At 63.6% G+C, this 23,983-nt stretch carries 21 protein-coding genes and 1 other RNA gene; 18 read left to right on the forward strand and 4 right to left on the reverse strand.

Annotated elements, in window-relative coordinates:
- The first annotated feature begins 96 nt into the window (after window positions 1-96).
- Window positions 97-1,455, forward strand: a complete 1,359-nt coding sequence (locus F3H95_RS12690) for a serine hydrolase (protein ID WP_149746277.1) — start codon at window positions 97-99, stop codon at window positions 1,453-1,455.
- Window positions 1,456-1,479: 24 nt separating this feature from the next.
- Here the strand turns inward: F3H95_RS12690 and F3H95_RS27470 are convergent, their stop codons facing one another.
- From F3H95_RS27470 to F3H95_RS12705, 3 genes are all read right to left on the reverse strand, one after another.
- Window positions 1,480-2,652, reverse strand: a complete 1,173-nt coding sequence (locus F3H95_RS27470) for a lytic transglycosylase domain-containing protein (protein WP_244618003.1) — start codon at window positions 2,650-2,652, stop codon at window positions 1,480-1,482.
- A gap of 141 nt (window positions 2,653-2,793) precedes the next feature.
- Window positions 2,794-3,423 carry a hypothetical protein gene (locus tag F3H95_RS12700; protein ID WP_149746278.1) on the reverse strand — a complete coding sequence of 210 codons (630 nt, stop codon included), beginning with the start codon at window positions 3,421-3,423 and terminating at the stop codon, window positions 2,794-2,796.
- Window positions 3,424-3,486: 63 nt separating this feature from the next.
- Window positions 3,487-4,698, reverse strand: a complete 1,212-nt coding sequence (locus F3H95_RS12705) for a pyrophosphate--fructose-6-phosphate 1-phosphotransferase (protein ID WP_143126118.1) — start codon at window positions 4,696-4,698, stop codon at window positions 3,487-3,489.
- A gap of 331 nt (window positions 4,699-5,029) precedes the next feature.
- Here F3H95_RS12705 and F3H95_RS12710 point away from each other — a divergent pair, with 331 nt between their 5' ends.
- The 3 genes from F3H95_RS12710 to F3H95_RS12720 all read left to right on the forward strand — a co-directional run bounded on the left by F3H95_RS12710 (window position 5,030) and on the right by F3H95_RS12720 (window position 7,837).
- Window positions 5,030-5,770: a DnaJ family molecular chaperone gene (locus F3H95_RS12710; protein ID WP_188134380.1), complete on the forward strand. Its 741-nt coding sequence runs from the start codon at window positions 5,030-5,032 to the stop codon at window positions 5,768-5,770.
- Window positions 5,767-6,534 (forward strand): N-acetylmuramoyl-L-alanine amidase, encoded by a 768-nt coding sequence (locus F3H95_RS12715; RefSeq protein WP_143126117.1) that lies wholly within the window; start codon window positions 5,767-5,769, stop codon window positions 6,532-6,534. The genes F3H95_RS12710 and F3H95_RS12715 overlap by 4 nt, the downstream gene beginning before the upstream one ends.
- A gap of 115 nt (window positions 6,535-6,649) precedes the next feature.
- Complete coding sequence (locus F3H95_RS12720; protein ID WP_149746279.1) at window positions 6,650-7,837, forward strand: FAD-dependent oxidoreductase; 1,188 nt, start codon at window positions 6,650-6,652, stop codon at window positions 7,835-7,837.
- Here the strand turns inward: F3H95_RS12720 and F3H95_RS12725 are convergent.
- Window positions 7,817-8,764: a LysR substrate-binding domain-containing protein gene (locus F3H95_RS12725; protein WP_143126115.1), complete on the reverse strand. Its 948-nt coding sequence runs from the start codon at window positions 8,762-8,764 to the stop codon at window positions 7,817-7,819. The two genes, F3H95_RS12720 and F3H95_RS12725, sit on opposite strands and share 21 nt — an antisense overlap.
- A 108-nt stretch (window positions 8,765-8,872) precedes the next feature.
- Here F3H95_RS12725 and F3H95_RS12730 point away from each other — a divergent pair, with 108 nt between their 5' ends.
- From F3H95_RS12730 to murB, 14 genes are all read left to right on the forward strand, one after another.
- Window positions 8,873-9,127: a hypothetical protein gene (locus F3H95_RS12730; protein ID WP_149746280.1), complete on the forward strand. Its 255-nt coding sequence runs from the start codon at window positions 8,873-8,875 to the stop codon at window positions 9,125-9,127.
- A gap of 67 nt (window positions 9,128-9,194) precedes the next feature.
- Window positions 9,195-9,627: RNase P RNA component class A (gene rnpB, locus F3H95_RS12735), an RNA gene on the forward strand.
- A 494-nt stretch (window positions 9,628-10,121) separates the two neighbouring features.
- Window positions 10,122-10,562, forward strand: coding sequence for a division/cell wall cluster transcriptional repressor MraZ (mraZ, locus tag F3H95_RS12740; protein WP_143126113.1), 441 nt, complete (start codon window positions 10,122-10,124; stop codon window positions 10,560-10,562).
- A 14-nt stretch (window positions 10,563-10,576) separates the two neighbouring features.
- On the forward strand, window positions 10,577-11,602 hold the full coding sequence (gene rsmH, locus F3H95_RS12745) for a 16S rRNA (cytosine(1402)-N(4))-methyltransferase RsmH (protein WP_149746281.1): 1,026 nt from the start codon (window positions 10,577-10,579) through the stop codon (window positions 11,600-11,602).
- Window positions 11,603-11,605: 3 nt separating this feature from the next.
- Window positions 11,606-12,076 carry a hypothetical protein gene (locus tag F3H95_RS12750; RefSeq protein WP_143126111.1) on the forward strand — a complete coding sequence of 157 codons (471 nt, stop codon included), beginning with the start codon at window positions 11,606-11,608 and terminating at the stop codon, window positions 12,074-12,076.
- Entirely contained in the window at window positions 12,076-13,821 is a 1,746-nt protein-coding gene (locus tag F3H95_RS12755) for a penicillin-binding protein 2 (RefSeq protein ID WP_149746282.1), read from the forward strand. The genes F3H95_RS12750 and F3H95_RS12755 overlap by 1 nt, the downstream gene beginning before the upstream one ends.
- A 63-nt stretch (window positions 13,822-13,884) precedes the next feature.
- Window positions 13,885-15,345, forward strand: coding sequence for a UDP-N-acetylmuramoyl-L-alanyl-D-glutamate--2,6-diaminopimelate ligase (locus tag F3H95_RS12760; RefSeq protein ID WP_149746283.1), 1,461 nt, complete (start codon window positions 13,885-13,887; stop codon window positions 15,343-15,345).
- On the forward strand, window positions 15,342-16,775 hold the full coding sequence (locus F3H95_RS12765) for a UDP-N-acetylmuramoylalanyl-D-glutamyl-2,6-diaminopimelate--D-alanyl-D-alanine ligase (RefSeq protein WP_149746284.1): 1,434 nt from the start codon (window positions 15,342-15,344) through the stop codon (window positions 16,773-16,775). Before F3H95_RS12760 ends, F3H95_RS12765 begins: the two co-directional genes overlap by 4 nt.
- A 22-nt stretch (window positions 16,776-16,797) precedes the next feature.
- Window positions 16,798-17,898 carry a phospho-N-acetylmuramoyl-pentapeptide-transferase gene (mraY, locus tag F3H95_RS12770; RefSeq protein WP_143126107.1) on the forward strand — a complete coding sequence of 367 codons (1,101 nt, stop codon included), beginning with the start codon at window positions 16,798-16,800 and terminating at the stop codon, window positions 17,896-17,898.
- A 4-nt stretch (window positions 17,899-17,902) separates the two neighbouring features.
- Complete coding sequence (gene murD / locus F3H95_RS12775) at window positions 17,903-19,309, forward strand: UDP-N-acetylmuramoyl-L-alanine--D-glutamate ligase (protein WP_149746285.1); 1,407 nt, start codon at window positions 17,903-17,905, stop codon at window positions 19,307-19,309.
- A 1-nt stretch (window position 19,310) separates the two neighbouring features.
- The gene (gene ftsW / locus F3H95_RS12780; protein WP_143126105.1) at window positions 19,311-20,465 is read left to right on the forward strand and encodes a putative lipid II flippase FtsW; all 1,155 of its coding nucleotides are present in this window, start codon (window positions 19,311-19,313) and stop codon (window positions 20,463-20,465) included.
- Window positions 20,466-20,473: 8 nt separating this feature from the next.
- Window positions 20,474-21,598: an undecaprenyldiphospho-muramoylpentapeptide beta-N-acetylglucosaminyltransferase gene (murG, locus tag F3H95_RS12785; protein WP_149746286.1), complete on the forward strand. Its 1,125-nt coding sequence runs from the start codon at window positions 20,474-20,476 to the stop codon at window positions 21,596-21,598.
- The gene (gene murC / locus F3H95_RS12790) at window positions 21,595-23,010 is read left to right on the forward strand and encodes a UDP-N-acetylmuramate--L-alanine ligase (RefSeq protein ID WP_143126103.1); all 1,416 of its coding nucleotides are present in this window, start codon (window positions 21,595-21,597) and stop codon (window positions 23,008-23,010) included. The genes murG and murC overlap by 4 nt, the downstream gene beginning before the upstream one ends.
- Entirely contained in the window at window positions 23,007-23,981 is a 975-nt protein-coding gene (murB, locus tag F3H95_RS12795) for a UDP-N-acetylmuramate dehydrogenase (protein WP_149746287.1), read from the forward strand. Before murC ends, murB begins: the two co-directional genes overlap by 4 nt.
- The last annotated feature ends 2 nt before the right edge of the window (window positions 23,982-23,983 follow it).

Here is a 23,983-nt window from a genome sequence, read left to right on the forward strand (position 1 = left end):
CGCCGCGCTTTGCCCCAGTTCTGAATGCAGGCGCTGGTCGGCCTTCACATTGCCGGGGTTTCCTGCTTGCATGCCGCGTCCAAAGGGAGTGACGACATGCGCATGCTCATCCGTCTTGCGAAACTGCTTCTCGTGCTGCTGGTGCTTGCCATCATTGGCGCGGTCGTATGGCTTTACGCCGTTCCGCCGGCCCTGCTGAGGGTCGGCAGCGGTTATGCAGCCAAGATCGTGTGCTCCAATGTGTTCATCGCCCATCGCAATGCGGCGGAAGTGCTGGCGGATGACGTGCAGGCGCCGGGGCACCCGCTTCTGCGGCTGATGCGGGTCGAGGTGAAGCCGCAGGAGATGCGGGTGCGGGCAGCGCTGCTGGGCGGCATCGCATCGCGCGAGGCCGTCTATCGACCGGGGCTCGGTTGCAGCGTGCTGGGCGATGACATGGCGCCGGCCCGGATGGTGGCGCCTGCCGTTGTGCAGGATGGCCCGGTAAATGCGTCCCTGCCGTGGCCGCAGGGCGAGACTGTCGCCTCATCGTCCGAGGCTGTGGCGCGTCTGCTGGCCCGCGAGGATCTGGTGGGCGTGGGGATGCGGGCGGTCGTGGTGGTCAAGGACGGTCGTATCGTCGGGGAACGCTACGGCGAAGGCTTTACGCCGGACACGCCGTTGCTGGGCTGGTCCATGACGAAGACGGTGAATGCCGCGCTGGTTGCGACCCTCATTCGCGACGGGCGCATGTCGCTTGGCGATGTCGGCCTTATTCCGGCCTGGCGTCAGGATGAGCGTGCCCGCATCACGCTTGGCCAGATGCTTTCGATGGAAAGCGGGCTTGTCTTCAACGAGGATTACGGTTCGGTCGCCGATGTCACGCGCATGCTCTATCTCGAGCCGGACATGGCGCGCTTTACCGAGGCGCTGCCTCTCGCGAGGGCGCCGGGCAGCGCCTTCAGCTATTCCTCGGGCACGGCGCTGCTTCTCTCACGCATCTGGCAGGACCGGTTCGGTGATCCCGCCTCCGCACTTGCCTATCCCCGTCAGGCCCTGTTCGGGCCGCTCGGCATGCGAAGTGCGGTTCTGGAGGTAGATGAGGCCGGCACCTTCGCCAGCAGTTCCTACATGTATGCCACGGCGCGGGACTGGGCGCGCTTCGGCCTGCTTCTCGCACAGAAGGGCGTGTGGAACGGCAAGGTGGTGCTGCCGGCTGATCTGGTGACGCTGATGCATACCCCAAACCGCCATTCGAATGGTCGCTATTCTCTGATGCAGACATGGCTGCCGCCAAGAGGGGAGGGGGGAGAGCGACTGCCGGTCGACATGTTTGCGCTACAGGGCCATGACGGTCAGTCCGTCACGGTGATCCCGTCGAAAGGCCTGGTCATTGTGCGGCTTGGTCTGTCGCCCGCCTGGACGGCTTACCGTCCGGGCAATCTGGTGCGGGAACTGGCAAAGGCGCTCGACTGAGCGCCTGTCCCCGTCGTTTCGCCGTCAATGCATGACGTGGAGAAGATCCTTGCGCTTGGCATCGTAGTAGTAGCCACGCGCATAAAGGCCGATCGCGTCGTCCGCCTCGTTGTCGGCCACCAGCCAGGCGCCGCGCAGATACTTGATCGCGTATTTCAGATTGGTTTCCGCGTCGAGAAGTCCTTCCGGACGGCCCTGATAGCCCATGGCCTTCGCCGTGGAGTAGCGGATCTGCATCAGGCCGAAATAGCCGTTCCGGTTATAGGCCTTCGGATTGTACTTGCTCTCACGATGGACGACGCGATGAACGAGGGATTCCGGCACGCCGTAAAGCCCGGCATAGCGCTTGATGAGATTGTTGAGTTCCGGAGTGCTGGCACCGGCCGTTTCCGGAATGGGGGCGCCGGGCGCTGGCGGGAAGAAATCCGCGGCCAGTGCGGAAACCGGCTGCGACGCGGAGGCATAGGCCAGCATGGAGGACGTGCCCGCCTGCTGCAGCTTCGGCCGCGGCGTCGGGATGGCGACAATGCTGCCGCGCAATTCATCGGGAATGGCATTGACCTGTTGCGGTGCGGGCGCGGCGGCTGCCACCACCGTCTTCGCCTGCGCGCCAAACAGCGGCTTGGGCTGGGGAATGGCAACATGGCCGGGCGCGGCGGTGCTGGCCATCTGAGCAGGCGCAGCTGCCGCCGAGGCGGTATTGGCGGGCTGCAGCGGCTGCGGTTCGGCCGGCGCACTCATCACATGCGATGCGGTGGCCACGTTGATTGCCTGCATGGCGCCGGTGGTGTCGAGCGGCGTCGGTGCAAGGCCAAGGACCGGCTGCGTGCCGGACGCCTGAGCCGCCAGTGCGGCGCGGACCGATTCATTCTGGCGTGCGAGTGCCCAGGTGCCGACAGGCAGTGCGACCTGATGCGTCACGCGGCCACCCTTCTCGGCGACGACGGTTGTCGAACCGGCCGGGGCCGCAATCGGGCCTTGCGCCGAGGCAGTTGCCGCTGCCGCGGCGGCTTCAATGGAGATACGTCCGCTTTTGGGTGTCGCCGCATGCGCATCAGCCACCTGGGTCGTGGCGTCCGCGGCTGCCGGCGTACCGGCCTGGGCAACCTCCTGGGTCTGACCCTTCTTGCCCTCCGCCGCCGTATTCGATGCCGAGTCAACGCTTGAGCAACCCGAAACGGCGCCGCAAATGGCCACCGCTACAACTGCGTTGCAACCGAAAAATCGGGTTATCGCCATTGTCTCACTTTCACGAAGTTGTGTTTCCCAGCCCGTGCGTGTCTTTCAAATCTTACGAATTCTTAACGCATTGGGCGCCGACCGGCAAGACCATGGCGATCAGGCGGCAATCCGGCGGTAGCCGGCGCTGACGGCACGGCGGGCGATGAAGCGGGTTCGGGGCTTCGGCGCGCCCGGTTTTCCAAGGCTTGCGCGCTTCAGACGGGCGGCACGCTGGCGTGCAAAAAGAAGCTGGATAAGCGGTGCGCCGACGCCGGCAACGGTAAAAGCGAGCGCGGCGTGCAGTCCAAGCTCCGCCAGATCCTGCGGCGAATCGACGGTCTGGAGAAGCAGGGCGGCGATGGCCACCGCCAGCCCAGGTCGAATCTGGCTAAGAAAGCCGCGGGACAGCGCTGAGAACAGCGTCTTCTCGCGAAGGTTGTCGTTGTCGGCCAGCCGAAGGCGCTGGCGTATCTGGAGACCACGCAGGACATGGATGGCGAGATAGGCAAGCGCCGACCATGAGAGAAGGTCGTGCATGCTGCGCAGCGAGTCCGACAGCCAGACATAAATGGCGAACGCGGCTGCAAAGCACAGAAGCGAGCCCAGCAGGATCGCGGGGATGAGGGCCATCGCCCGCGTCTTGCCACGGGCGAGGCTGTAATCCAGCATGATGCGGCCAGAGGCCGACGGCAGATCCAGGATCAGCAGGCACAGGATTGAAAAAACCAGCAGATCCCCGAGGCTCATCGCTTCCTCCAGCACGAAATCAAGGCCGCCCGGCCATTTTCGGGTGGCCGTGGCAGGAGCCGATCACACCGGCCGGAAGGGCTGCCCGATGAAGTCCATGACTTCGCCGAACCAGGGTGCGGTGAGATCGAAATGTTTGCCGCCCTTGATACGCGGGAATTCGATCGTGCGCAATTTCCCATTCTGGTCCTCGTCGTGACCGGTCACGCCGGAGACGCCATTCAGCGCACTTTCCACAGCCAGATCGACCATGCTCTGGATCAGGCGCAGATCGTCGCCATTGGCCGGCGCCGAGCGGGCATAATAGCCGGACTTCTGCACCATGGAGCGTTCGGCCTTCAGCAGGGCCGCAAAATGTTTCTGGAACCAGGAGCCGACATTGATGGTGTCGATCTTCACATGGCCGAAGGCATCCCGTTTCACGGTCTCGCCGGCCGCCTCGCGCTCGGCGACGATGGTGTCGAGGCCCGCCCCTTCCGAGACGAACAGCGTCACGAAGCCGCAACTGTCCATGATGGCGCGCAGGCGCTCGGCTTCCGCCTCCAGATCGAAGTGCATTTCCGGCAGGTAAAGGCCGTCGATGTTCTTCATCTGGGTGTTCATCATCAGGCCCTCGACATATTCATTGTCCCTGGTGTCCTGGATGTAGGCGCGGGCGGTGGCGGCCGTCAGCCAGCCGCAATGACGGCCCATCACCTCGTGGATGACCAGGGTGCGGGGGGCGGCACTCTGTTCGTTGCTGACGTGGTCGAAGAAGTGCGCGCCGACTTCGGCGGCCGTCCAGGCGCCGAGCGACTGGCGGATCGGTACGACATCGTTGTCCACCGTTTTCGGCAGGCCAACCACCGTCAGGTCGTAGCCGTGTGCGCCAAGATAGGCGGCCAGGTCGGCGGCGGTGGTGTTGGTATCGTCGCCACCGATCGTGTGGAGAATGGTCACGCCATCGGAGGCCAGCCGGTCTGCGGCCACCTTCAGCGGGTTCTCCCCTTCCTTGACGAGGCCGCGCTTCACGCAGTCCGCGACATTGGTCAGCTTCACGCGGCTGTTGCCGATCGGCGAGCCGCCGTACCGATGCAACAGATGGGCACGCTCGCGCATGTTGGCGGTGATCTCGATTCGATCCCCGAGCAGCAGGCCCTGATAGCCCGAGCGATAGGCGACGATATCCAGTTCGGGAGCAATATCCGTGTAGCGCTCGATCAATCCCCCGACCGCGGACGAAAGACAGGGTGCAAGCCCACCCGCCGTCAGCAACGCCACTTTCCGCTTCGCCATCGAACCTCCTTCTGCGCCTGCGCGCCTTGCCTTTTGACCGCAGAAGGTCTGCGACAGGAGATCGCAGCTGTAAAGTGAATTTCTCAAGAAAATCCGCTATTTCGCGGCGCTTTCGGAACAGTTGTGTTTTCAATCGGTTCAAATCCGCAGATGCCATTCCGCGCGTCTGCCCCTCTGTGGACAGAGCGTCAACCAAGCGCTTCGAAAGAGCGTGGCCGCATCGTTCAAGGCAGATCCGGGCCGTTCGAAATACCGTAGCATGACGAGAATTTAATCCCGCCGGTCGCCTGCGGCTGCTTGCCAAGGCGGCGGGAATTTGGTCAGGTGAGCCATGATCTTCGATTTCCTCTGCCTGAATGTGAGTTCTTTGTGGGAGCGGCTGCTCGGCAGCGTCGGCGACGCCGCCCATAATGCGCTGTCACGCGTGGTGGAGGCGATCCGCACGCTGTTCGAAGGCGATCCGGAAACGCGCCGTCGCGTGTCCTTTTCCGTTGCCATCATCGCGCTCTCCGCCAAGATGGCAAAGGCCGATGGCGCCGTGGTGGCCTCCGAGGTCGAGGCCTTCCGCCAGATCTTCGATTTTCCCGAGGAGGAGGCGCGCAACGTTGCCCGCCTCTACAATCTCGCCCGGCAGGATGTGGCCGGCTACGAGGCCTATGCGGAAAAGCTGGCCGGCCTCTGCGGCTCTGGTGACCAGAACTGCCCGATGCTGGAAAACGTGATCGACGGCCTGTTCCACATCGCCAAGGCCGACGGCATGGTGCACGAGAAGGAAATGGCCTTTCTCGCCCGCATTGCCGAAATCTTTCGCATCGACGAAGACCATTTCCGGCGCATCGAGGCACGCCACATGCATCTGGAAGGCATCGATCCCTATATGGTGCTCGGCGTTTCGCCGAAGGATGATTTCTCCGCCATTCGCAAGCGCTACCGCCATCTGGTGTCCGAACATCACCCGGACAAGCTGATTGCCCGCGGCGTGCCGGAAGCCTTGCATGCGGCCGCCAACGAGCGCATGGCGGCTCTCAACGCTGCCTATGCGGCGATTGCCAGGGAACGCAAGGCTGCATGAAGCTTGAGCCGGATTTTGCGGGCGCGCGCGTCGAGCCGTCGCCGAACCATGGCGAGCGCGTGGGCGGCGTGGCGCCGGACATCATTCTTCTGCACTATACGGGCATGGCCGATCACGGGCAGGCGCTGTCCTGGCTGAAGAACATCGAAAGTGAAGTGTCCAGCCATTATTTCGTCTGGCCGGACGGGCGCGTGGTGCAACTGGTGCCGGAAGCGCGCCGCGCCTGGCATGCGGGCAAAAGCTTCTGGGACGGCGAGACGGACATCAACTCCCGCTCGATCGGCATCGAGATCGCCAATGCCGGTCATCCGGGCGGCCTGCCGCCTTTTCCGGACGCGCAGATCGAGGCGGTGATCGCGCTCTGCCGCGACTGTGCCGAGCGCTGGTCGATCCGGCCCGAGCGCATCCTCGCCCATTCGGATGTCGCACCACGGCGCAAGGTCGATCCGGGCGAGCTTTTTCCGTGGGAGCGTCTGTTTCGGGCCGGCATCGGTCATTGGGTGGAGCCCGGTCCCATTCGTAGCGGCCGCTTCTTCCAGCGCGGCGAAAGTGGCCAGCCGGTGGAAGCGTTGCAGGGCATGCTGGCGCTCTATGGCTATAACGTGCCGCTTTCCGGCACCTTCTGCGACCAGACGGAAGGGGCGGTCGAGGCCTTTCAGCGGCATTTTCGTCCAGCCCGCGTCGATGGCATTGCCGACATGTCGACCATCGACACCCTGCACCGTCTTCTGACGGAACTGCCGCGCTTTCAGGGCACCAACTGAGGTCTCCGAAATCGCGCCGCGTGGCGGTGTCTGCCTGCGACAGCGCGCCTCTGGACGTGGAGGTTGCGGCTGGCTAAACCCGAAAGACTTTCACCTTTCTTCAGGAGCCGTCCGCATGACAGCCGATTTCCAGTTCATCGTAATCGGACGCGGCATGATGGGGGCTGCCGCCGCCCGGCATCTGAGTGCGGTCACGGATGGCGTGGCGTTGATCGGGCCGGACGAGCCGGCGGATGCCCGCACCCATCAGGGCGTGTTTGCCAGCCATTACGACGAGGCGCGCATCACCCGCACCATCGATCCCGATCCGGTCTGGGCGCTCCTCGCCAATCGCTCCATTGCCCGTTACGGCGAGATCGAGGCGCTGAGTGGCGTCACCTTCTATCATGAGGTCGGCTGCCTGATGGTGGCGCCCGACCGCCGCACCGGCCATGCCTATCTTCGCGGCATTCTGGACGCTGCCGAAGGCCTTGGCGTGACGACCGATCTGTTCGGCGAAGCGGCGCTGAAAGACCGCTTCGGCTATTTCGGCTTCGAGCCGGACTGCGAGGGCGTGTTCGAGGCTCGCCGTGCCGGCTATGTCAATCCGCGCGCGCTGGTGAAGGCGCAGTCCGTCGTGGCGGCCGGGCAGGGGGCAAGGCTTGTGGCTGAAACGGTGGTCTCCGTGCGCGACGAGGGCGGTCTAGCGGTGGTCAGGACTGCCGAGGGCGGTCGCTATACGGCGGAGAAGGCGCTGGTCGCCGCCGGCGGCTTCAGCATTGCCGAGGGACTGCTGCCGCAGCCGCCCGCCATGTCGGTCTATGGCCGCACGGTCACCTTCTTCGAGATCCCGGAGGCGGAGCTTGCCCGCTTTGCCGGCATGCCCTCGCTGATCTACGAGCCGCGCGATCCGAGCCGCCACATCTATATACTGCCGCCGGTGCGCTATCCGGACGGCAAGGTCTATCTCAAGATCGGTGGCGACCCGGACGATCTGATCCTGCGCAGCGATGCGGAACTGCGGGCCTGGTTCCGCTCCGGCGGGCGCGAGAGCGTGCGGGATCATCATTCAGCCTTCATGGAAACGCTGGTGCCGGAGATCGACCGCACGCGGGTGTCCATGGGCGCCTGCGTCGTGTCCAAGACGCCCTCCGGCTATCCGATCATCGCCTATACGTCGTCGCCGCGCATCGCGCTCCTGACCGGCGGCTGCGGCACGGCCGCCAAGAGCTCTGACGAGATCGGCCGTCTCGGTGCGGAACTTCTCCAGACGGGCAGCATCAGCTCCTTCGATTTCGACTTCTCACCAGTCGACGCCCGCTGACGTGAACGGCCATTGCGGGGTGACGGGATCGGCGATGAAGCCGTCAGCGTCCAACTGGGCGTGAGCGACAAGCCAGTCCCGCAGCAGCCGTGCGGGTTTTGAAAGCTTCGGCCGTTCCGTGGCCGGGTAGACCAGCAAACCGTCCCTGAATGTCAGAAAGCCGGCCGGTGCGATCAGGCTGCCGGATTTCAGCTCCTTCTCGATCAGGAATTTCGGGGCGATCGTCGCCCCCATGCCGCGTTCCGCCGCCTCGAAGGCGAGCGAGGAGAGGTCGAAGGTCAGTTCTCGTTGCCGGATGACGGTGATGTCCGCAAGCCGTGACCAGTGCTCCCAGGAGTTTTCTGCTTCCCGCCGTTGCAGGATCGTCTGAATCCGCAGCGTGGTGGCGGTCATCTCGAAGGGATAGGTGGGGGCAAGCACCACGCCGATATGGACATCGCCAAGCGAGACCGCCAGCGGATGCTCGACGTCGAGATGCTTCAGCCGGTCCCAGGAGATGACGAGATCGACCGGGCCTTCCGTCCGCCGGCTGCCTTGCGGGCCGACCACCCGGATCAACACGTCGATGTCGGGATATTCGACATTGAAGCGGGCAATCGTCGGGATCATCCATTGGCGGGCAAAGGTGGAACTGGCGGCCACCGTGACCGAGGCGCGCCCGCCGCCGGTAACCGCCGTATAGGTCCTTCGCATCTCGTCCATGCTGCGCGCCACTGTCTCCGCCAGCAGGCGACCGTCACTCGTCAGCTCCAGTTGCAGGCCGCGCTTGACGAACAGTTCGGTGCCCGAGTGATCCTGCAACTGGTGCAGCTGCTTGCTGACGGCGCTGTGCGTGCGACCGAGCATCTCGGCCGCACCGCCGACCGAGCCGGTGCGGAAGAATGCTTCCAGTGCCGAGAGCGAGGTCAGCGGCGGCAGCTTGTCCATGGCGGGAATTCATCTGTTAGAGTTTTTCTCACATAGTTTGTTCTCATTACTCAATTTTTCCGATGATCGAAAGGAGATAAATTCTGATCCCGACAAAGGAGAAGCGCCATGCGCCACACGATCGAGATGCCTTATATCCGCTACGAACCGGAACAGTTGACAGGCCGTCTGCACCAGAGACACACGGTCTTCGTTCCGTTCGAGGCCCTGGTCGAGACGCTGGTGCTCTGGCAATCCCGCCGGTGCATGCGCCGCCAGATGGCGCGCGATATGCGGAGCTTCAACGAAGCCATGTTCGAGGATGCCGGCACGACGCGCGAAGAGGCCGAGCGCGAGGTGCGCAAGCCGTTCTGGCGGGACTGAACCCGCATTTTTCCCGTGCGCGGATTTGCTGTGGCCTTTTCACGGCAAAGAGGCTATGACCCGCCCGCCAGTTGGCCGGGCAGCCGCGCTTTACCAATGCCGAAAGGCGGTAGGGTGAGGAAAGTCCGGGCTCCACGGAAACACGGTGCCGGATAACGTCCGGCGAGGGCGACCTCAGGGATAGTGCCACAGAAAGCAAACCGCCCCGCCTGCTCTCCGCTCGGTTCAGCGAGCGGAGAGTTGGCGGGGTAAGGGTGAAAGGGTGGGGTAAGAGCCCACCGCGGGACTGGCAACAGGACCGGCACGGTAAACCCCACCGGGAGCAAGACCGAATAGGGATGACGCGGGTGCCGCTTGCGGTGCCACAGCCTGTTTCCGGGCCAGTCATCCGGGTGGGTTGCGTGAGGCGGCGTGCAAGCGCCGTCCCAGATGAATGGCTGCCACGTTCCGATGCTCGCATCGGGGCCATACAGAACCCGGCTTACAGGCCAACTGGCATTTTTACCTCCAGACGAATCGCGGGATGCCTTTGTGCTGCTTTTTGCAGCGCTTTCACGCTAATGTTGCAGCGCAATGCAATCTGATTGCGCCTCATGATTGCAGTGACGGTGGCGCCTTTTCAGGGGTAGGATGCGATTGTTGTCGTGCCCCCAAGGACTTAGCCACGAGCCTCCGTCTTTCCGGTTGCTTTCATGTGCGGGCCTTCCGCCAGTCGTTGCTAACCCTTTGTTAAACTTAACAGGTTATAAATATTTCAGGTTGCCGCACGTCTGTGTGGCCGCTTCCCATTGACGCCCATATGGTCCCATGTTATCCCAAATTCACACTGCGAGAGGGCATCACATTGCCCATTCATCGGACAGGATTGGAGCGCTTCTTCAGGGAAGAAACGGGCGGGATGTATTCCGTCCGGGTGTGATGATTCTGTCCTTTGGCTCGCGTCTTGCGGGGCGTTTGCGCGCTTCGCACCGTTCCGGGGCGGGTGTATGGCGTGATGAACCGCTTCTTGTCCAATGCGACGAACAGGATCGATACGAAGGGGCGGGTCTCCGTGCCGGCGCCCTTTCGTGCGGTCCTCGCGCAGCGGAATGTCCAGGAGCTTTATTGTCTCCAGGACCTCGTGTTTCCGGCGATCAGCGTCGGCGGTCCGGACCTGCTCGAGCGGTACGAGCGGCAGATCGCCTCGGCGGATCCCTTTTCGCCGGAGGCCAATGCGATGTCGCTTCTCGTTCACGGCGGCGGCGTCTACATGCGGCTCGATGCGGAGGGCCGGCTGATGGTCACGGATTTCATCCGCGACTTCACCGGCATCACGACGGAGGTCACCTTCGTCGGTCGATCCGATCATTTTCAGCTTTGGCAGCCGCAGGCGTTTCACGAGGCGCAGGTGGCGGCGAGAGCGGGGCGTGCGACCTTCGGGGTGCGGCCCGCCTGATACAGGGGAGCGGAATGGCGGCTTATCTTGGCGACGGACACACCGAGGCCGATGGCGGACCGGTACGCCACATTCCGGTGATGCTGGAGGAGGTGCTCGAGGCGCTTGCTCCAGCCCCCGGTAGGGTTGTTCTCGATGGCACCTTCGGCGCGGGTGGGTACACCCGCGCCCTTCTTGCCGCGGGCGCCGACGTGATCGCGCTCGACCGCGATCCGAACGCCATCGCCGGAGGCCAGGCGCTGCTGGCCGAATCGAACGGACATCTGACGCTCATCCCCTCGCGCTTTTCCCTGCTTGCCGATCATGCGCCGGACGGCGGGCTCGACGGTGTTGTGCTGGACATCGGCGTTTCCTCCATGCAGATCGATGAGGCCGATCGCGGCTTCTCCTTCCAGAGAAACGGACCCCTCGACATGCGCATGTCGGCGTCGGGCGTCTCGGCGGCCGATGTGGTCAACCGCGCCAAGGCGGGTGATCTGGCCCGCATCTTCGGTTTTCTCGGTGAGGAAAAGCAGGCGGGCCGCATTGCGCGCGCCATCGAGAAGCGCCGCGCGAGCGAGCCTTTCGTCACCACCCGCGATCTCGCCAACCTCATCGAGGGCGTTAATCCGCGCAAGGCCAAGGACAAGATCCATCCGGCCACCCGCGTTTTCCAGGCGCTGCGCATCTTCGTCAATGACGAACTGGGCGAACTGGCGCGGGCGCTGTTTGCGGCCGAACGCGCCCTGAAGCCCGGTGGGCGGCTCGTCATCGTCAGTTTCCATTCTCTGGAAGATCGCATGGTCAAGCGCTTCCTGGCTGACCGCTCCGGACGTGCGGCCGGTTCGCGCCATCTGCCGATGGTCGAGGATCGCCCGGCCGTGTTCGAGCCGCTCGGCAAGGGCATGATGTCCGCCTCGAAGGCCGAGGCCGATGTCAATCCCCGGGCCCGTTCGGCAAAATTGCGGGCTGCCATCCGCACGACGGCTCTTGCCGGCAGCGCGGACCTTTCCATCTTTGATCTGCCTGATCTCGCCAGCCTCGACAAGTTGGGAGCCTGAACGATGTTGAGAAGCTTCGATCTGGTGCTGATCGGTGCAATGACCGCAACCGCGGTCGTGACCTACAGCATCAAGCACAGGGCCGAACTGAAGCTTGAGGAAGTCCATCGTCTGGAGCAGGAGATCAAGCTGGAATACGACACGATCGATCTTCTGAAGGCCGACTGGGCGCTGCTGACGCAGCCGAACCGTCTGCAGCGACTGATCAAGGTCTATCAGGACGAACTCGATCTTCAGCCGACAGCCCCGACCCAGCTTGCCATGCCAAAAGAGCTGCCGATGCCAAAATCGCAGCTGCCACAACCCGAAACGACCATTGAAAAGCTGATCGCCGGCAGCGATCCGGCAGTGGCCGCCGCCATTGCCGGCGTTGACGCCGCCAAGGCCAAGCGTCCTGCGGCGCCGGTGCCCGTGCCCAAGCCGCGCGGGACGGCCGGGATCGACGTGATTTCAACCGGAGCGGTGAACGACTGATGTCCTTTCTGTCCCGTGTCATGGTTCTGAAGAGCAGGGCGCATATTTCGGCCGGCGGTCGAGGTGTCGGCACATCCCTGCGCGGCGGTACGTTTGAAAGCGCCCGCAAGCGAAAGTCCGGCCAGACGCGCGTGCGCGTCGGCCTGATCATTGCCGGCTTTGCCGTCTGCTACTGCGCCATCGGCGCCAAACTTGCCTATTATGGGATGCTGGATCCGGAATCGACCGCGAGCATCATGCCCGCTGATCGCCTGATGGCTTCGCGCCCGGATCTTCTCGACCGCAATGGCGAAGTGCTGGCGACCGACATCCGCACCGTCTCGCTGTTTGCCGAGCCACACAAGATCGTCGATCCGGACGAGGTGATCGAGAAGCTGCGCACCGTGCTGCCGGATCTCGATACCAGGCAGATGTACAACAAGCTGTCGTCGAAGTCGCGATTCCAGTGGCTGCGTCGCCAGCTGACGCCGAAGCAGCAGAGCCAGATCCTGGCGCTCGGCATCCCTGGAATCGGCTTCCGTCCGGAAAAGCGCCGCTTCTATCCGGGTGGTCCGACGGCATCCCACATCGTGGGCTTCGTCAACATCGACAACCGCGGCGTGGCCGGCATGGAACGCTATGTCGATACGCAGGGACTGGCCGATCTCGCTGCCGTCGGCATGACCAGCGGCCAGCCGCTGGAGCCGGTGCGACTGTCCATCGATCTGCGCGTACAGTCGATCCTGCGCGACGTGCTGATGGAAAGCATCACCAAGTTTCGCGCCAAGGGCGCCGGCGCCGTTGTGCTTGACGTGCACACCGGCGAAGTCCTCGGCATGGCATCGGCCCCCGATTTCGATCCGAACGATCCGGCTGCCGGCGGTGAGGATGGCTGGCTGAACCGCATGTCGAACGGCACGTTCGAAATGGGCTCCACCTTCAAGTCCTTCACGCTGGCCATGGGTCTCGATAGCGGCAAGGTGAACATGAATGACATGTTCGACGCCCGCTACCCTATCCGCATCGGCGGCTACACCATCAAGGATTTCCACGGCCAGGGCCGCATGCTCAGCATTCCGGAAATCTTCCAGTATTCCTCCAACATCGGCACCGCCAAGATCGCCGATGTCGTCGGCATCGACGGGCACAAGGACTTCCTGACCAAGCTTGGCCTTCTCACCAAGATGCAGACCGAACTGCCCGAAGTGGCCATGCCCGGCCAGCCGCGAGAGTGGAAGAAGATCAACTCCATCACCATCTCCTTCGGCCATGGCGTGTCCACGACACCCTTGCAGACTGCCGTTGCCGGGGCGGCCCTTGTCAACGGCGGCAAGCTGATCGAGCCGACCTTCCTGCCGCGGACACGCCAGCAGGCGGATGAGGTGGCCAAGACCGTCATCAAGCCGCAGACCAGCGCCAACATGCGCTGGCTGTTTCGCTGGAACGGTGTGAAGGGGTCGGGCAAGAACGCGCTGGTCGAGGGCTTCAACGTCGGTGGCAAGACCGGCACGGCCGACAAGGTGATCAACGGCCGCTACAACCACGACCACAATTTCAACGCCTTTCTCGCGGCGTTTCCGATCTACGATCCGCAATATGTGGTGCTGACCTTCATCGACGATCCGCGCAGTGAAACCGATCATGCGGTGCTGGCCGGCAACAGCGCGGCTCCCATGGTCAAGGAGATCATCAGCCGCTCTGCTGCAATTCTCGGTGTAAAACCGCGCTTCGGCGAGGATGGCACCGCCATGCTTGTGTCCTATTAGGCCATAATGAATGGACCCCACGATTCGCGGCTCCCGAGGGGGCGCAGGTGAGAGAGGGTACCTATGAAGCTGAATGCACTCTCCGGGGGGGATTTTCCGGAGATTAACGAGATTCTGAAGGGTGAGGCTGGCGCATTGGATGTGACCGGCCTTTCTGCCGACAGCCGGACCGTAGCGCCCGGTTCCGTCTTCGTCGCGGTCGCCGGGACCAAAGGTGACGGCGCAGCCTATGTCGCGGACGCGGTATCGCGTGGTGCCGTGGCGGTCGTTTCCGCCCATCCGGTCGAAGCGCCGGTTCCCGTTCTGGTGGTGTCCGAGCCCCGTCGATTTCTGGCGCTGGCTGCTTCCCGTTTCCATGGCCGCCAGCCCGAAACCATGGTGGCCGTCACCGGCACGGCCGGCAAGACCTCCGTTGCTTCCTTCACCCGCCAGATCTGGGCGCATGCAGGCCTTGCCGCTGCCCAGATTGGCACGACCGGCGTCATCTCCCCGAGGCGCATTGAGGAAGGGGCGCTGACGACCCCCGATCCGGTGGCGCTGCATGCCCTGCTGGCCACCCTTGTGGCAGACGGTGTGACCCATGCCGCGATCGAGGCCTCCAGCCACGGTCTTGACCAGTTCCGCGTGGATGGCGTTCGGCTTGCTGCGGCAGCGTTCACCAATCTCGGACGGGATCATCTCGACTACCATCCGACCATGGAAGATTACATGGCCGCGAAGATGCACCTGTTCGACCGCGTGCTGCCGAAGGGAAGCCCGGCGGTGATCTTTGCCGACGATCCCTGGTCGGGCGAGGCGATCCGGGCGGCGAACGCGGCAGGGCAGCGCGTGCTGACCGTGGGTCGCGCCGGCACCTATCTCGCGCTGAAGCGGGTGGAGCATTTCCGCCACAAGCAGCGCATCGAGGTGCATGCCGAGGGCGAGATCTTCGAAATCGACATTCCGCTGGCCGGTGATTTCCAGGTGGCGAATGCGCTGGTGGCTGCCGGCCTCGCCATGGCCACGGGCACGCCGGCAGCGGTGGCGATGGCTGCGCTCGAAACGCTGATCGGTGCGGCCGGGCGTCTTGAACTGGTGGGTCAGACGAAGGCGGGTGCGCTGGCCTATGTCGACTATGCCCACAAGCCGGATGCGCTTGCCAATGTGCTGCAGTCTGTACGCCCCTTCACCAGCGGCCGTCTGATCGTCGTCTTCGGCTGCGGCGGGGACCGCGACAAGGGCAAGCGCCCGATCATGGGCGAGATTGCCACCCGGCTTGCCGATATCGCGATTGTCACCGACGACAATCCGCGGTCCGAGGATCCGGTGACAATCCGGGCAGAGATCATGGCAGCGGCACCCGGCGCCGTCGAGATCGGTGACCGCGCCGAGGCCATTCGCCATGCCGTCTCGCTGCTGGGTGCCGGTGACACGCTGATCGTGGCTGGCAAGGGGCATGAGGAGGGGCAGAAGATCGGTTCGGTGGTTCTGCCGTTTTCCGATCACGTCGAAATCCGAAAGGCAATGGAGGAGCTGAAAACGTGACCTGGTTGTGGAACACCGCTGAGATGATGGCTGTGATGGGCGGCCGCCCCGTGGGCTCCGGCCCCGCCGGCGTAACCGGCATTTCCATCGACAGCCGCTCTATCACACCCGGTGAAGCCTTCTTCGCCATCAAGGGCGAGCGGGTGGATGGCCATGATTATGCGACGCTGGCCGTCGCCAACGGCGCCTCGCTGATCGTCGTCAGCGAAGCGAAGCTGCCGGCGCTCGGCCGTCTTACCACGCCGATGATCGTGGTGGAGGATGTGCTGGCAGCGCTTGGCAAGCTGGCGGTGGCCGCGCGTGTCCGCAGCCGTGCGCAGATCGTTGCCGTCACCGGTTCCGTCGGCAAGACGACGACCAAGGAAATGCTGCGCAACGTACTGGCGCCGTCCGGCAGGGTGCATGCTGCCGTCGCCTCCTTCAACAATCACTGGGGCGTGCCGCTGACGCTGGCCCGCATGCCGGCGGACACCGATTACGGCGTGTTCGAGATCGGCATGAACCACCCGGATGAGATCCGCCCGCTGGTGAAGATGGTGCGGCCGCATGTTTCCGTCATCACCACGATCGCGCCGGCCCATCTCGGCAATTTCAAGAGCCTCGACGAGATCGCCGCTGCCAAGGCGGAAATTCTCGAAGGCGTTGAGCCGAACGGGGTCGCGCTTCTCAATCGGGACAACAAGTATTTCAGCTATCTGGAGCAGATGGCGCATGCGAATGGTGTGACCAATGTCCTCTCCTTTGGCCAGCATGCCAAGGCCGATTTCCGTCTGGCGGATTTCGAGGGCACCGGCGAGGGGTCGACCATCTGGGCAGTCGTCAACGGCGAGACGATGGAAGTGCATATCGGCGCACCCGGCCGGCACATTGCGGAAAACGCGATGATTGCGCTCGGCGTCGCCGCATTGTTCGGTGCCGATCTCGAAGCGGCGCGCGATGCGCTTGCCGGCATTCGCGCCGTCAAGGGGCGCGGCCAGCGCCATCGCCTGCAGCTTGGCGAGGGGCGCCTGACGCTGATCGACGAGAGCTACAATGCCAATCCCGCCTCCATGCGGGCTGCGATTTCGATCCTGGCGGCCACCGAGCCGGACGAGTCCGGACGCCGCATCGCCGTTCTTGGCGACATGCTGGAAATGGGCGAGTTTTCCGCCAAGGTTCACGAGGAGCTTGCAGGGCCGCTGCTGGCGGCCGGCATTGAACATGTGTGGCTTGCCGGCCCGGAGATGGCGGCGCTGCGCGATGCGCTGCCCGACAGCGTTCATGTGCAGCATTGCCCCACAACCGCCGAACTTTCCGACTTCGTGGTGCGCAATGTGATTCCCGGTGACGTGCTGATGGTGAAATCCTCCCTCGGCCTCGGCTTCGGGAAGATCGTTTCCGCACTTATTGACAACTACCCGGCATTGCCTGACACGGAGCGCCAACTTTGACCGGCATCAAGAAAGACCTCAAATGCTGATCTGGCTTGTGGAGCTTGCGGGCACCTTTCAAATCTTCAACCTGTTTCGATACATCACCTTCCGCACCGGCGCGGCGATGCTGACGGCGGCCCTGATCGTCTTCATGTTCGGTCCGCAGATGATTGCCTCGCTTCGCATCCGGCAGGGCAAGGGGCAGCCGATTCGCGCCGATGGCCCGCAGACGCATTTCAAGAAGGCCGGCACGCCCACCATGGGCGGCCTGATGATCCTGACCGGAATCGTCGGCGGTTCCCTGCTGTGGGCGGATCTTTCCAACATCTATGTGGTGGCCACGCTGCTCGTGACGCTCGGTTTCGGCGCCATCGGCTTCTATGACGATTATCTCAAGGTGACCAAGCAGACGGACAAGGGCTTTTCCGGCCGCGCCCGCCTCGGGCTCGAATTCCTGATCGCCGCGATTGCCGTCTATTTCATGATGCGCACCTCGATTGCCAACAGCCCGGCCGGCTCGACGCTTGGCACGTCGGTGGCATTTCCGTTCTTCAAGGAACTGACCCTCAATCTCGGCATCTTCTTCGTGCTGTTCGGCGGTTTCGTCATCGTCTCGGCCGGCAATGCCGTGAACCTGACGGATGGTCTGGATGGCCTGGCGATCGTTCCTGTCATGATTGCGGCGGCCTCCTTCGGCGTGATTGCCTATCTGGCCGGCAATGCGATCTTCGCCAATTACCTGCAGATCAACTTCGTGCCCGGTACCGGCGAACTCGCCGTTATCCTGGGGGCAGTGATCGGGGCAGGGCTCGGCTTCCTGTGGTTCAACGCGCCGCCGGCCGCCATCTTTATGGGGGATACCGGATCACTGTCGCTCGGTGGCCTGATCGGCTCCGTAGCGGTTGCCACCAAGCACGAGATCGTCATGGCGATCATCGGCGGCCTCTTCGTCATGGAAACGCTGTCGGTGATCATCCAGGTTGGTTTCTTCAAGATGACCGGGCGGCGCGTCTTCCTGATGGCGCCGATCCACCATCATTTCGAAAAGCTCGGCTGGACGGAAAGCCAGGTCGTGATCCGCTTCTGGATCATCGCCGTCGGCCTTGCCATCCTCGGTCTCTCCACCCTGAAGCTGCGGTGAGACCATGATCCCCGTCACCACATTTTCCGGCAGGAACGTTGCTCTTTTCGGTCTCGGCGGCTCGGGCCTTGCCACCGCGCATGCGCTGGTGGTGGGGGGCGCCGAGGTAACGGTCTGGGACGACAATCCGGACAGCGTGGAAAAGGCAGCTGCGGCAGGACTGGTGACGGCTGATCTGCGCGGCATCGACTGGGCGGCACAGGCCGCCCTCGTTTTGTCGCCCGGTGTGCCGCTCACCCATCCCAAGCCGCACTGGAGCGTGGATCTTGCCCATGCGGCAGGCGTCGAGATCATCGGTGACATCGAGCTATTCGTGCGTGAACGGCGGGCACAGGCGCCTGACTGTCCGTTCATCGCGATCACCGGCACCAACGGCAAGTCAACCACGACCGCACTGATTGCGCATATTCTGCGTGTCAGCGGTCGCGACACCCAGCTTGGTGGCAATATCGGCACGGCCATCCTGACGCTGGATCCCCCGAAGGCCGGGCGCTTCTACGTGGTGGAATGCTCCTCCTACCAGATCGACCTTGCCCCGACCATCGACCCGACGGCCGGCATCCTGCTGAACCTCACACCCGACCACCTCGACCGCCATGGCACCATGCAGCATTATGCCGAGGTGAAGGAGCGGCTGGTGGCCGGCAGCCGTACGGCGATCGTCGGCATTGACGACAGCTATTGCAGCCTGATTGCCGAACGGATCGAGCGCGCCGGAGTCGCGGTCCGCCGGATTTCCCGTCGCAGCGTTCTCGCCGATGGCTTTTATGCCGAGGCTGGCTGCATCATCCAGGCAAAGGGCGGTGCGACCACCATCGTTGCCGATCTGGCCGGAATCGACACCCTCAAGGGCGCGCACAACGCGCAGAATGCGGCTGCCGCCATTGCCGCCTGCCTTTCGGTCGGCCTGACGGTCGAGGAGGTTCAGGCAGGGCTGAAGAGTTTTCCCGGCCTAAAGCATCGCATGCAGCCGGTGGGACGCCAGGGGCCGATCGTCTTCGTCAATGATTCCAAGGCCACGAACGCGGAGGCTGCGGCACCGGCACTGTCGAGCTACGAGCGCATCTTCTGGATTGCCGGCGGCCTTCCGAAAGCGGGTGGCATCACAAGCCTCGCACCACTCTTCGGTCATATCGTGAAAGCCTATCTGATCGGCGAAGCTGCGGCAGAATTTGCCGCCACGCTGGGGGAGGCGGTGCCTTACGAGATTTCCGGCACGCTGGACCGGGCCGTCGCCCATGCTGCGCACGATGCCATTCAGGATGGCGCGCCTTCGGCGGTGATGCTGTCGCCCGCCTGTGCGAGCTTCGACCAGTTCAAGAATTTCGAGATCCGGGGTGAGACCTTCGTCTCCCTCGTGGCAGAGCTTGACGGCGTGTCCATGCTGGTCGAGCCGAACAAGGGGACGTGAGATGGTAAGCCGCGCAGACCGAGGGCCGCTCGCAGACTGGTTCTGGACGATCGATCGCTTTTTTCTGGCGACGTTCATCCTGCTGATGGGGATCGGCTTCATGCTGTCCTTTGCGGCCTCGCCGCCGGTTGCCGAACGCATCGGCCTGCCGAGTTTCCACTTCGTGGAACGCCACGCGGCCTTCCTGCTGCCCTCGCTCGCGGTGATGATTGGGCTCTCCTTCCTCTCGCCGCGGCAGGTCCGCCGTACCGCCGTGATCATTCTGATCCTCGCAATCGCGATGATGGTGCTGGCCCTGTTCTTCGGTGTCGAGATCAAGGGCGCGCGGCGCTGGTTCTCGGTCGGGCCGCTCTCCATCCAGCCCTCGGAGTTTCTGAAACCCGCCTTCGTGGTGGTCTGCGCCTGGCTGTTTGCCGAGCATTCGCGCCAGCCGGACATTCCGGGCAATCTGTTTGCGATGATCCTCTACGGGATCGTGGCGGCTCTTCTGATCGCCCAGCCCGACCTTGGCCAGACGATTTTGACCAGCACCGTCTGGGGTGCCATGTTCTTCATGGCCGGCATGCCCTGGCTGTGGATCTTCCTGCTCGGTGGCCTCGGCGTCGGCGGCATCTTTGCCGCCTATCATATTTTTCCGCACGTCGCCGGCCGTATCGACCGCTTCATGACCGGTGAGGGCGATACCTTCCAGGTGGATACCGCGCGCGAGGCGATCATCCGTGGCGACTGGTTCGGCCGTGGTCCCGGTGAGGGCATCGTGAAGCGCATCCTGCCGGACAGCCATACAGACTTCATCTTCTCGGTGGCAGCCGAAGAGTTCGGCATCATCTTCTGCATGGTGCTGGTCGCGATCTTCGCCTTCATCGTCGTACGCGGCCTTTCCCATGCCTATCGCGAGCGCAACGAGTTCAACCGCTTTGCGGTGGCCGGGCTTGTGCTGCAGATCGGTGTGCAGTCGATGATCAATGTCGGCGTCAATCTCGAACTCATGCCGGCCAAGGGCATGACGCTGCCGCTGATTTCCTATGGTGGTTCGTCCATGGTCGCCATCTGCGTGACGGCCGGTTTCATTCTGGCGCTCACGCGCCATCGCCCCGAGAAGCGGGCGCAGGAGCGCAGTCTCTTCCGCGTTTCGCACGGCGTACCCGCAGAGTAAGGGACAGCATGAGCAAGGGCATCATTCTGCTTGCCGCCGGCGGGACCGGCGGCCATCTTTTTCCGGCCGAGGCCTTGGGACATGAGTTGAGGCGACGCGGCTACAGCGTGCATCTGGTGACCGACAAGCGGGCCGAGCGGTTTGCCGGCACCTTTCCGGCCGACGAGATCCATGTGGTGCCGTCGGCGACCTTCGGGTCCAAGAATCCGGTTGCGGTGGCAAAGGCGCTGCTGACGCTCTGGAAGGGGCTGCGCTCGGCGCGGCGGCTGATGGGGAAGCTGAAGCCGCGCGCCGTCGTCGGCTTCGGTGGCTATCCCACCGTGCCGCCGCTGCTGGCCTCCACCGGGCTTGGCATCCCCTCGATCATTCACGAACAGAACGCGGTCATGGGGCGCGCCAACAAGGCGCTTGCCGCCCGCGTGCGGGCGATCGCCGGCGGCTTTCTGCCGCAGGGCGAGGGCACCCATGCCGCGAAGACGGTCACGACCGGCAATCCGGTGCGGCCGGCGGTTCTGGTCGCCGCCCAGCAGGCCTATCTGCCGTCCGCAGGCGATGATCCGTTTCATCTGGTCGTCTTTGGCGGCAGCCAGGGAGCCCAGTTCTTCTCCGGGGCCGTGCCGACCGCGCTGGCGCTTCTGCCGGAAAGCCTGCGCAAACGTATCCGGCTGACCCAGCAGGCACGCCCCGAAGACCGCCAGCAGGTGGAAGGCTGCATGGGCAAGCTTGCGATGGCGGCCGATATCTCGCCCTTCTTTGGCGACATGGCCGAGCGAATCGGTGCAGCCCATCTGGTGATCAGCCGTTCCGGCGCATCCACCGTCTCGGAAATTTCCGTGATCGGCCGCCCGGCAATCCTCGTGCCCTATCCTTATGCGCTTGACCACGACCAGGCCGCCAATGCCGCGGCGCTGGTGCGGGCAGGGGGCGCGGACGTGGTGCCGCAGGCGGAACTTTCGCCGGAAAAACTGGCGGGCATGATCACGGCTGCCATGCGTGAACCGGAGCGAATGGCGCAGATGGCGGCTGCGGCCCGCAAGGTGGGACACCCGGATGCGGCAAGCTTGCTCGCCGATCTGGTTGTCGGTATTGCCGACGGACAGGATGTTTCGAAATTCAGGGGAGTACGCGCATGAAGATGCCGAAGGCGATCGGGCTGGTCCATTTCATCGGGATCGGTGGCATCGGCATGAGCGGCATTGCCGAAGTGCTGCACAATCTCGGCCACCGCGTGCAAGGATCCGACCAGTCGGATGGCGCCAATGTCCAGCGCCTGCGCGACAAGGGCATTCCCGTGTTTGTCGGCCATCAGGCCGATAATTTGGGAGATGCCGAGGTGGTGGTCGTGTCCACCGCCATCCGCAAGAACAACCCGGAACTGGTCGCCGCGCGCGAAAAATCCCTGCCGATCGTGCGTCGTGCCGAAATGCTGGCGGAACTGATGCGTTTCCGCAATGCAATCGCCATCGGCGGCACGCATGGCAAGACCACGACCACCTCGATGGTCGCCGCCCTTCTGGAAGCCGGTTCGCTTGATCCGACCGTGATCAACGGCGGCATCATCAATGCCTATGGCACCAACGCCCGCATGGGCGAGGGCGAGTGGATGGTGGTGGAGGCCGACGAATCGGATGGCACCTTCCTGAAACTGCCGGCTGACGTGGCCGTCGTCACCAATATCGATCCCGAGCATCTCGACCATTATGGCAACTTTGATGCCGTGCGCGCCGCCTTCCGCCAGTTCGTGGAAAACGTGCCCTTCTACGGCTTCGGCGTGCTGTGCATCGACCATCCGGAAGTGCAGCAGCTGGTCGGCAAGATCGAGGATCGCAAGATCGTCACCTATGGCGAGAACCCGCAGGCCGATGCGCGCTTCTCCAACGTGCGCATGGAAGGAACGCGCTCGATCTTCGATATCGAGATCCGCCGCCGTCGCACCGGCCGCGTCTTCCAGTTCAAGGATCTGGCCTTGCCGATGCCTGGCCGTCACAACATTTCCAACGCCACGGCGGCGGTGGCCGTGGCCAACCGTCTCGGCATTTCCGAAGCGGATATCCGCAAGGGCCTTGCCGCCTTCGGCGGCGTCAAGCGCCGCTTCACGCTGACCGGCACCTGGAACGGCGTGTCCGTGTTCGACGATTACGGGCATCATCCGGTGGAAATCCGCGCCGTTCTGAAGGCCGCGCGCGAAAGCTGCCAGGGCCGTATCATTGCGGTGCATCAGCCGCACCGCTACAGCCGCCTCTCCAGCCTGTTTGAGGATTTCGTCACCTGCTTCAACGATGCCGACAGCATCCTGATTGCGCCGGTCTATGCGGCAGGCGAAGATGCGATCGAAGGGGCGAATTCCGAAGCGCTTGTGTCGCGCATCCGCGCGGGTGGTCACCGCGATGCCCGCTATCTTCCGACACCGGATGCGCTGCCGGGATTGATTGCCGGCATTGCAAAACCGGGTGATTTCGTGGTTCTTCTTGGGGCTGGCAATATCACGCAATGGGCGGCGGCCTTGCCACGGGAATTGGAAAGTATTTCGGGACAGTCTGCATGAAACAGGTGAATGGGGAAAAGCTGCTGGAATCTCTCGGGTCCGGGGTCAGCGCATTGCGAGGCCGGCTGACGCCCGACGCGCCGATGGAGCGCGTGACCTGGTTCCAGGCCGGTGGTCTGGCGGAACTGATGTTCCAGCCGCATGACGTGGACGATCTGGTGACCTTCCTGCAATTGGTTCCGGACGATGTGCCACTGACGGTCGTGGGCGTCGGCTCCAACCTTCTGGTGCGCGATGGTGGCATTCCGGGCGTGGTGATTCGTCTCTCCGCCAAGGGATTTGGCCAGCTGGAGCTTGCCGGCGACAACCGGATCACGGCCGGCGCGATCTGCCCGGACAAGTATATCGCGGCGATGGCCATGGATAACGGTATCGGCGGCTTTGCCTTCTATTACGGCATTCCGGGCTCGATCGGTGGCGCGCTGCGCATGAATGCCGGTGCCAATGGCAGTGAGACCGCCGCACGCGTCGTCGAAGTGCATGCCGTCGATCGCAAGGGCAAGAAGCACGTGCTCACCAATGCCGACATGGGCTACACCTACCGCCATTCGACGGCTGCGGCCGACCTGATCTTCACGCATGCCGTGTTCGAAGGCTATCCGGACGACCGCGCCAAGATCCGCGCCGAAATGGACGCCGTGCGCCAGCACCGCGAGACGGTGCAGCCGGTCAAGGAAAAGACCGGCGGCTCGACGTTCAAGAACCCGCCCGGCCATTCCGCCTGGGAACTGATCGATGATGCCGGCTGCCGCGGCCTGATGAATGGTGGCGCGCAGATGTCCTCGCTACATTGCAATTTCATGATCAATATCGGCCACGCGACCGGTTACGATCTGGAATATCTCGGCGAAACCGTGCGTCAGCGCGTGTTCGAAACCTCCGGCATCAAGCTGGAATGGGAAATCAAGCGCCTCGGCATCTTCATGCCGGGCCGCGAGATCCGGCCGTTCCAGGGTGTGACGACGGAGTGATC

This window comes from Rhizobium sp. RU35A (assembly GCF_900156005.1).
Classification (GTDB): Bacteria; Pseudomonadota; Alphaproteobacteria; order Rhizobiales; family Rhizobiaceae; genus Neorhizobium; species Neorhizobium straminoryzae.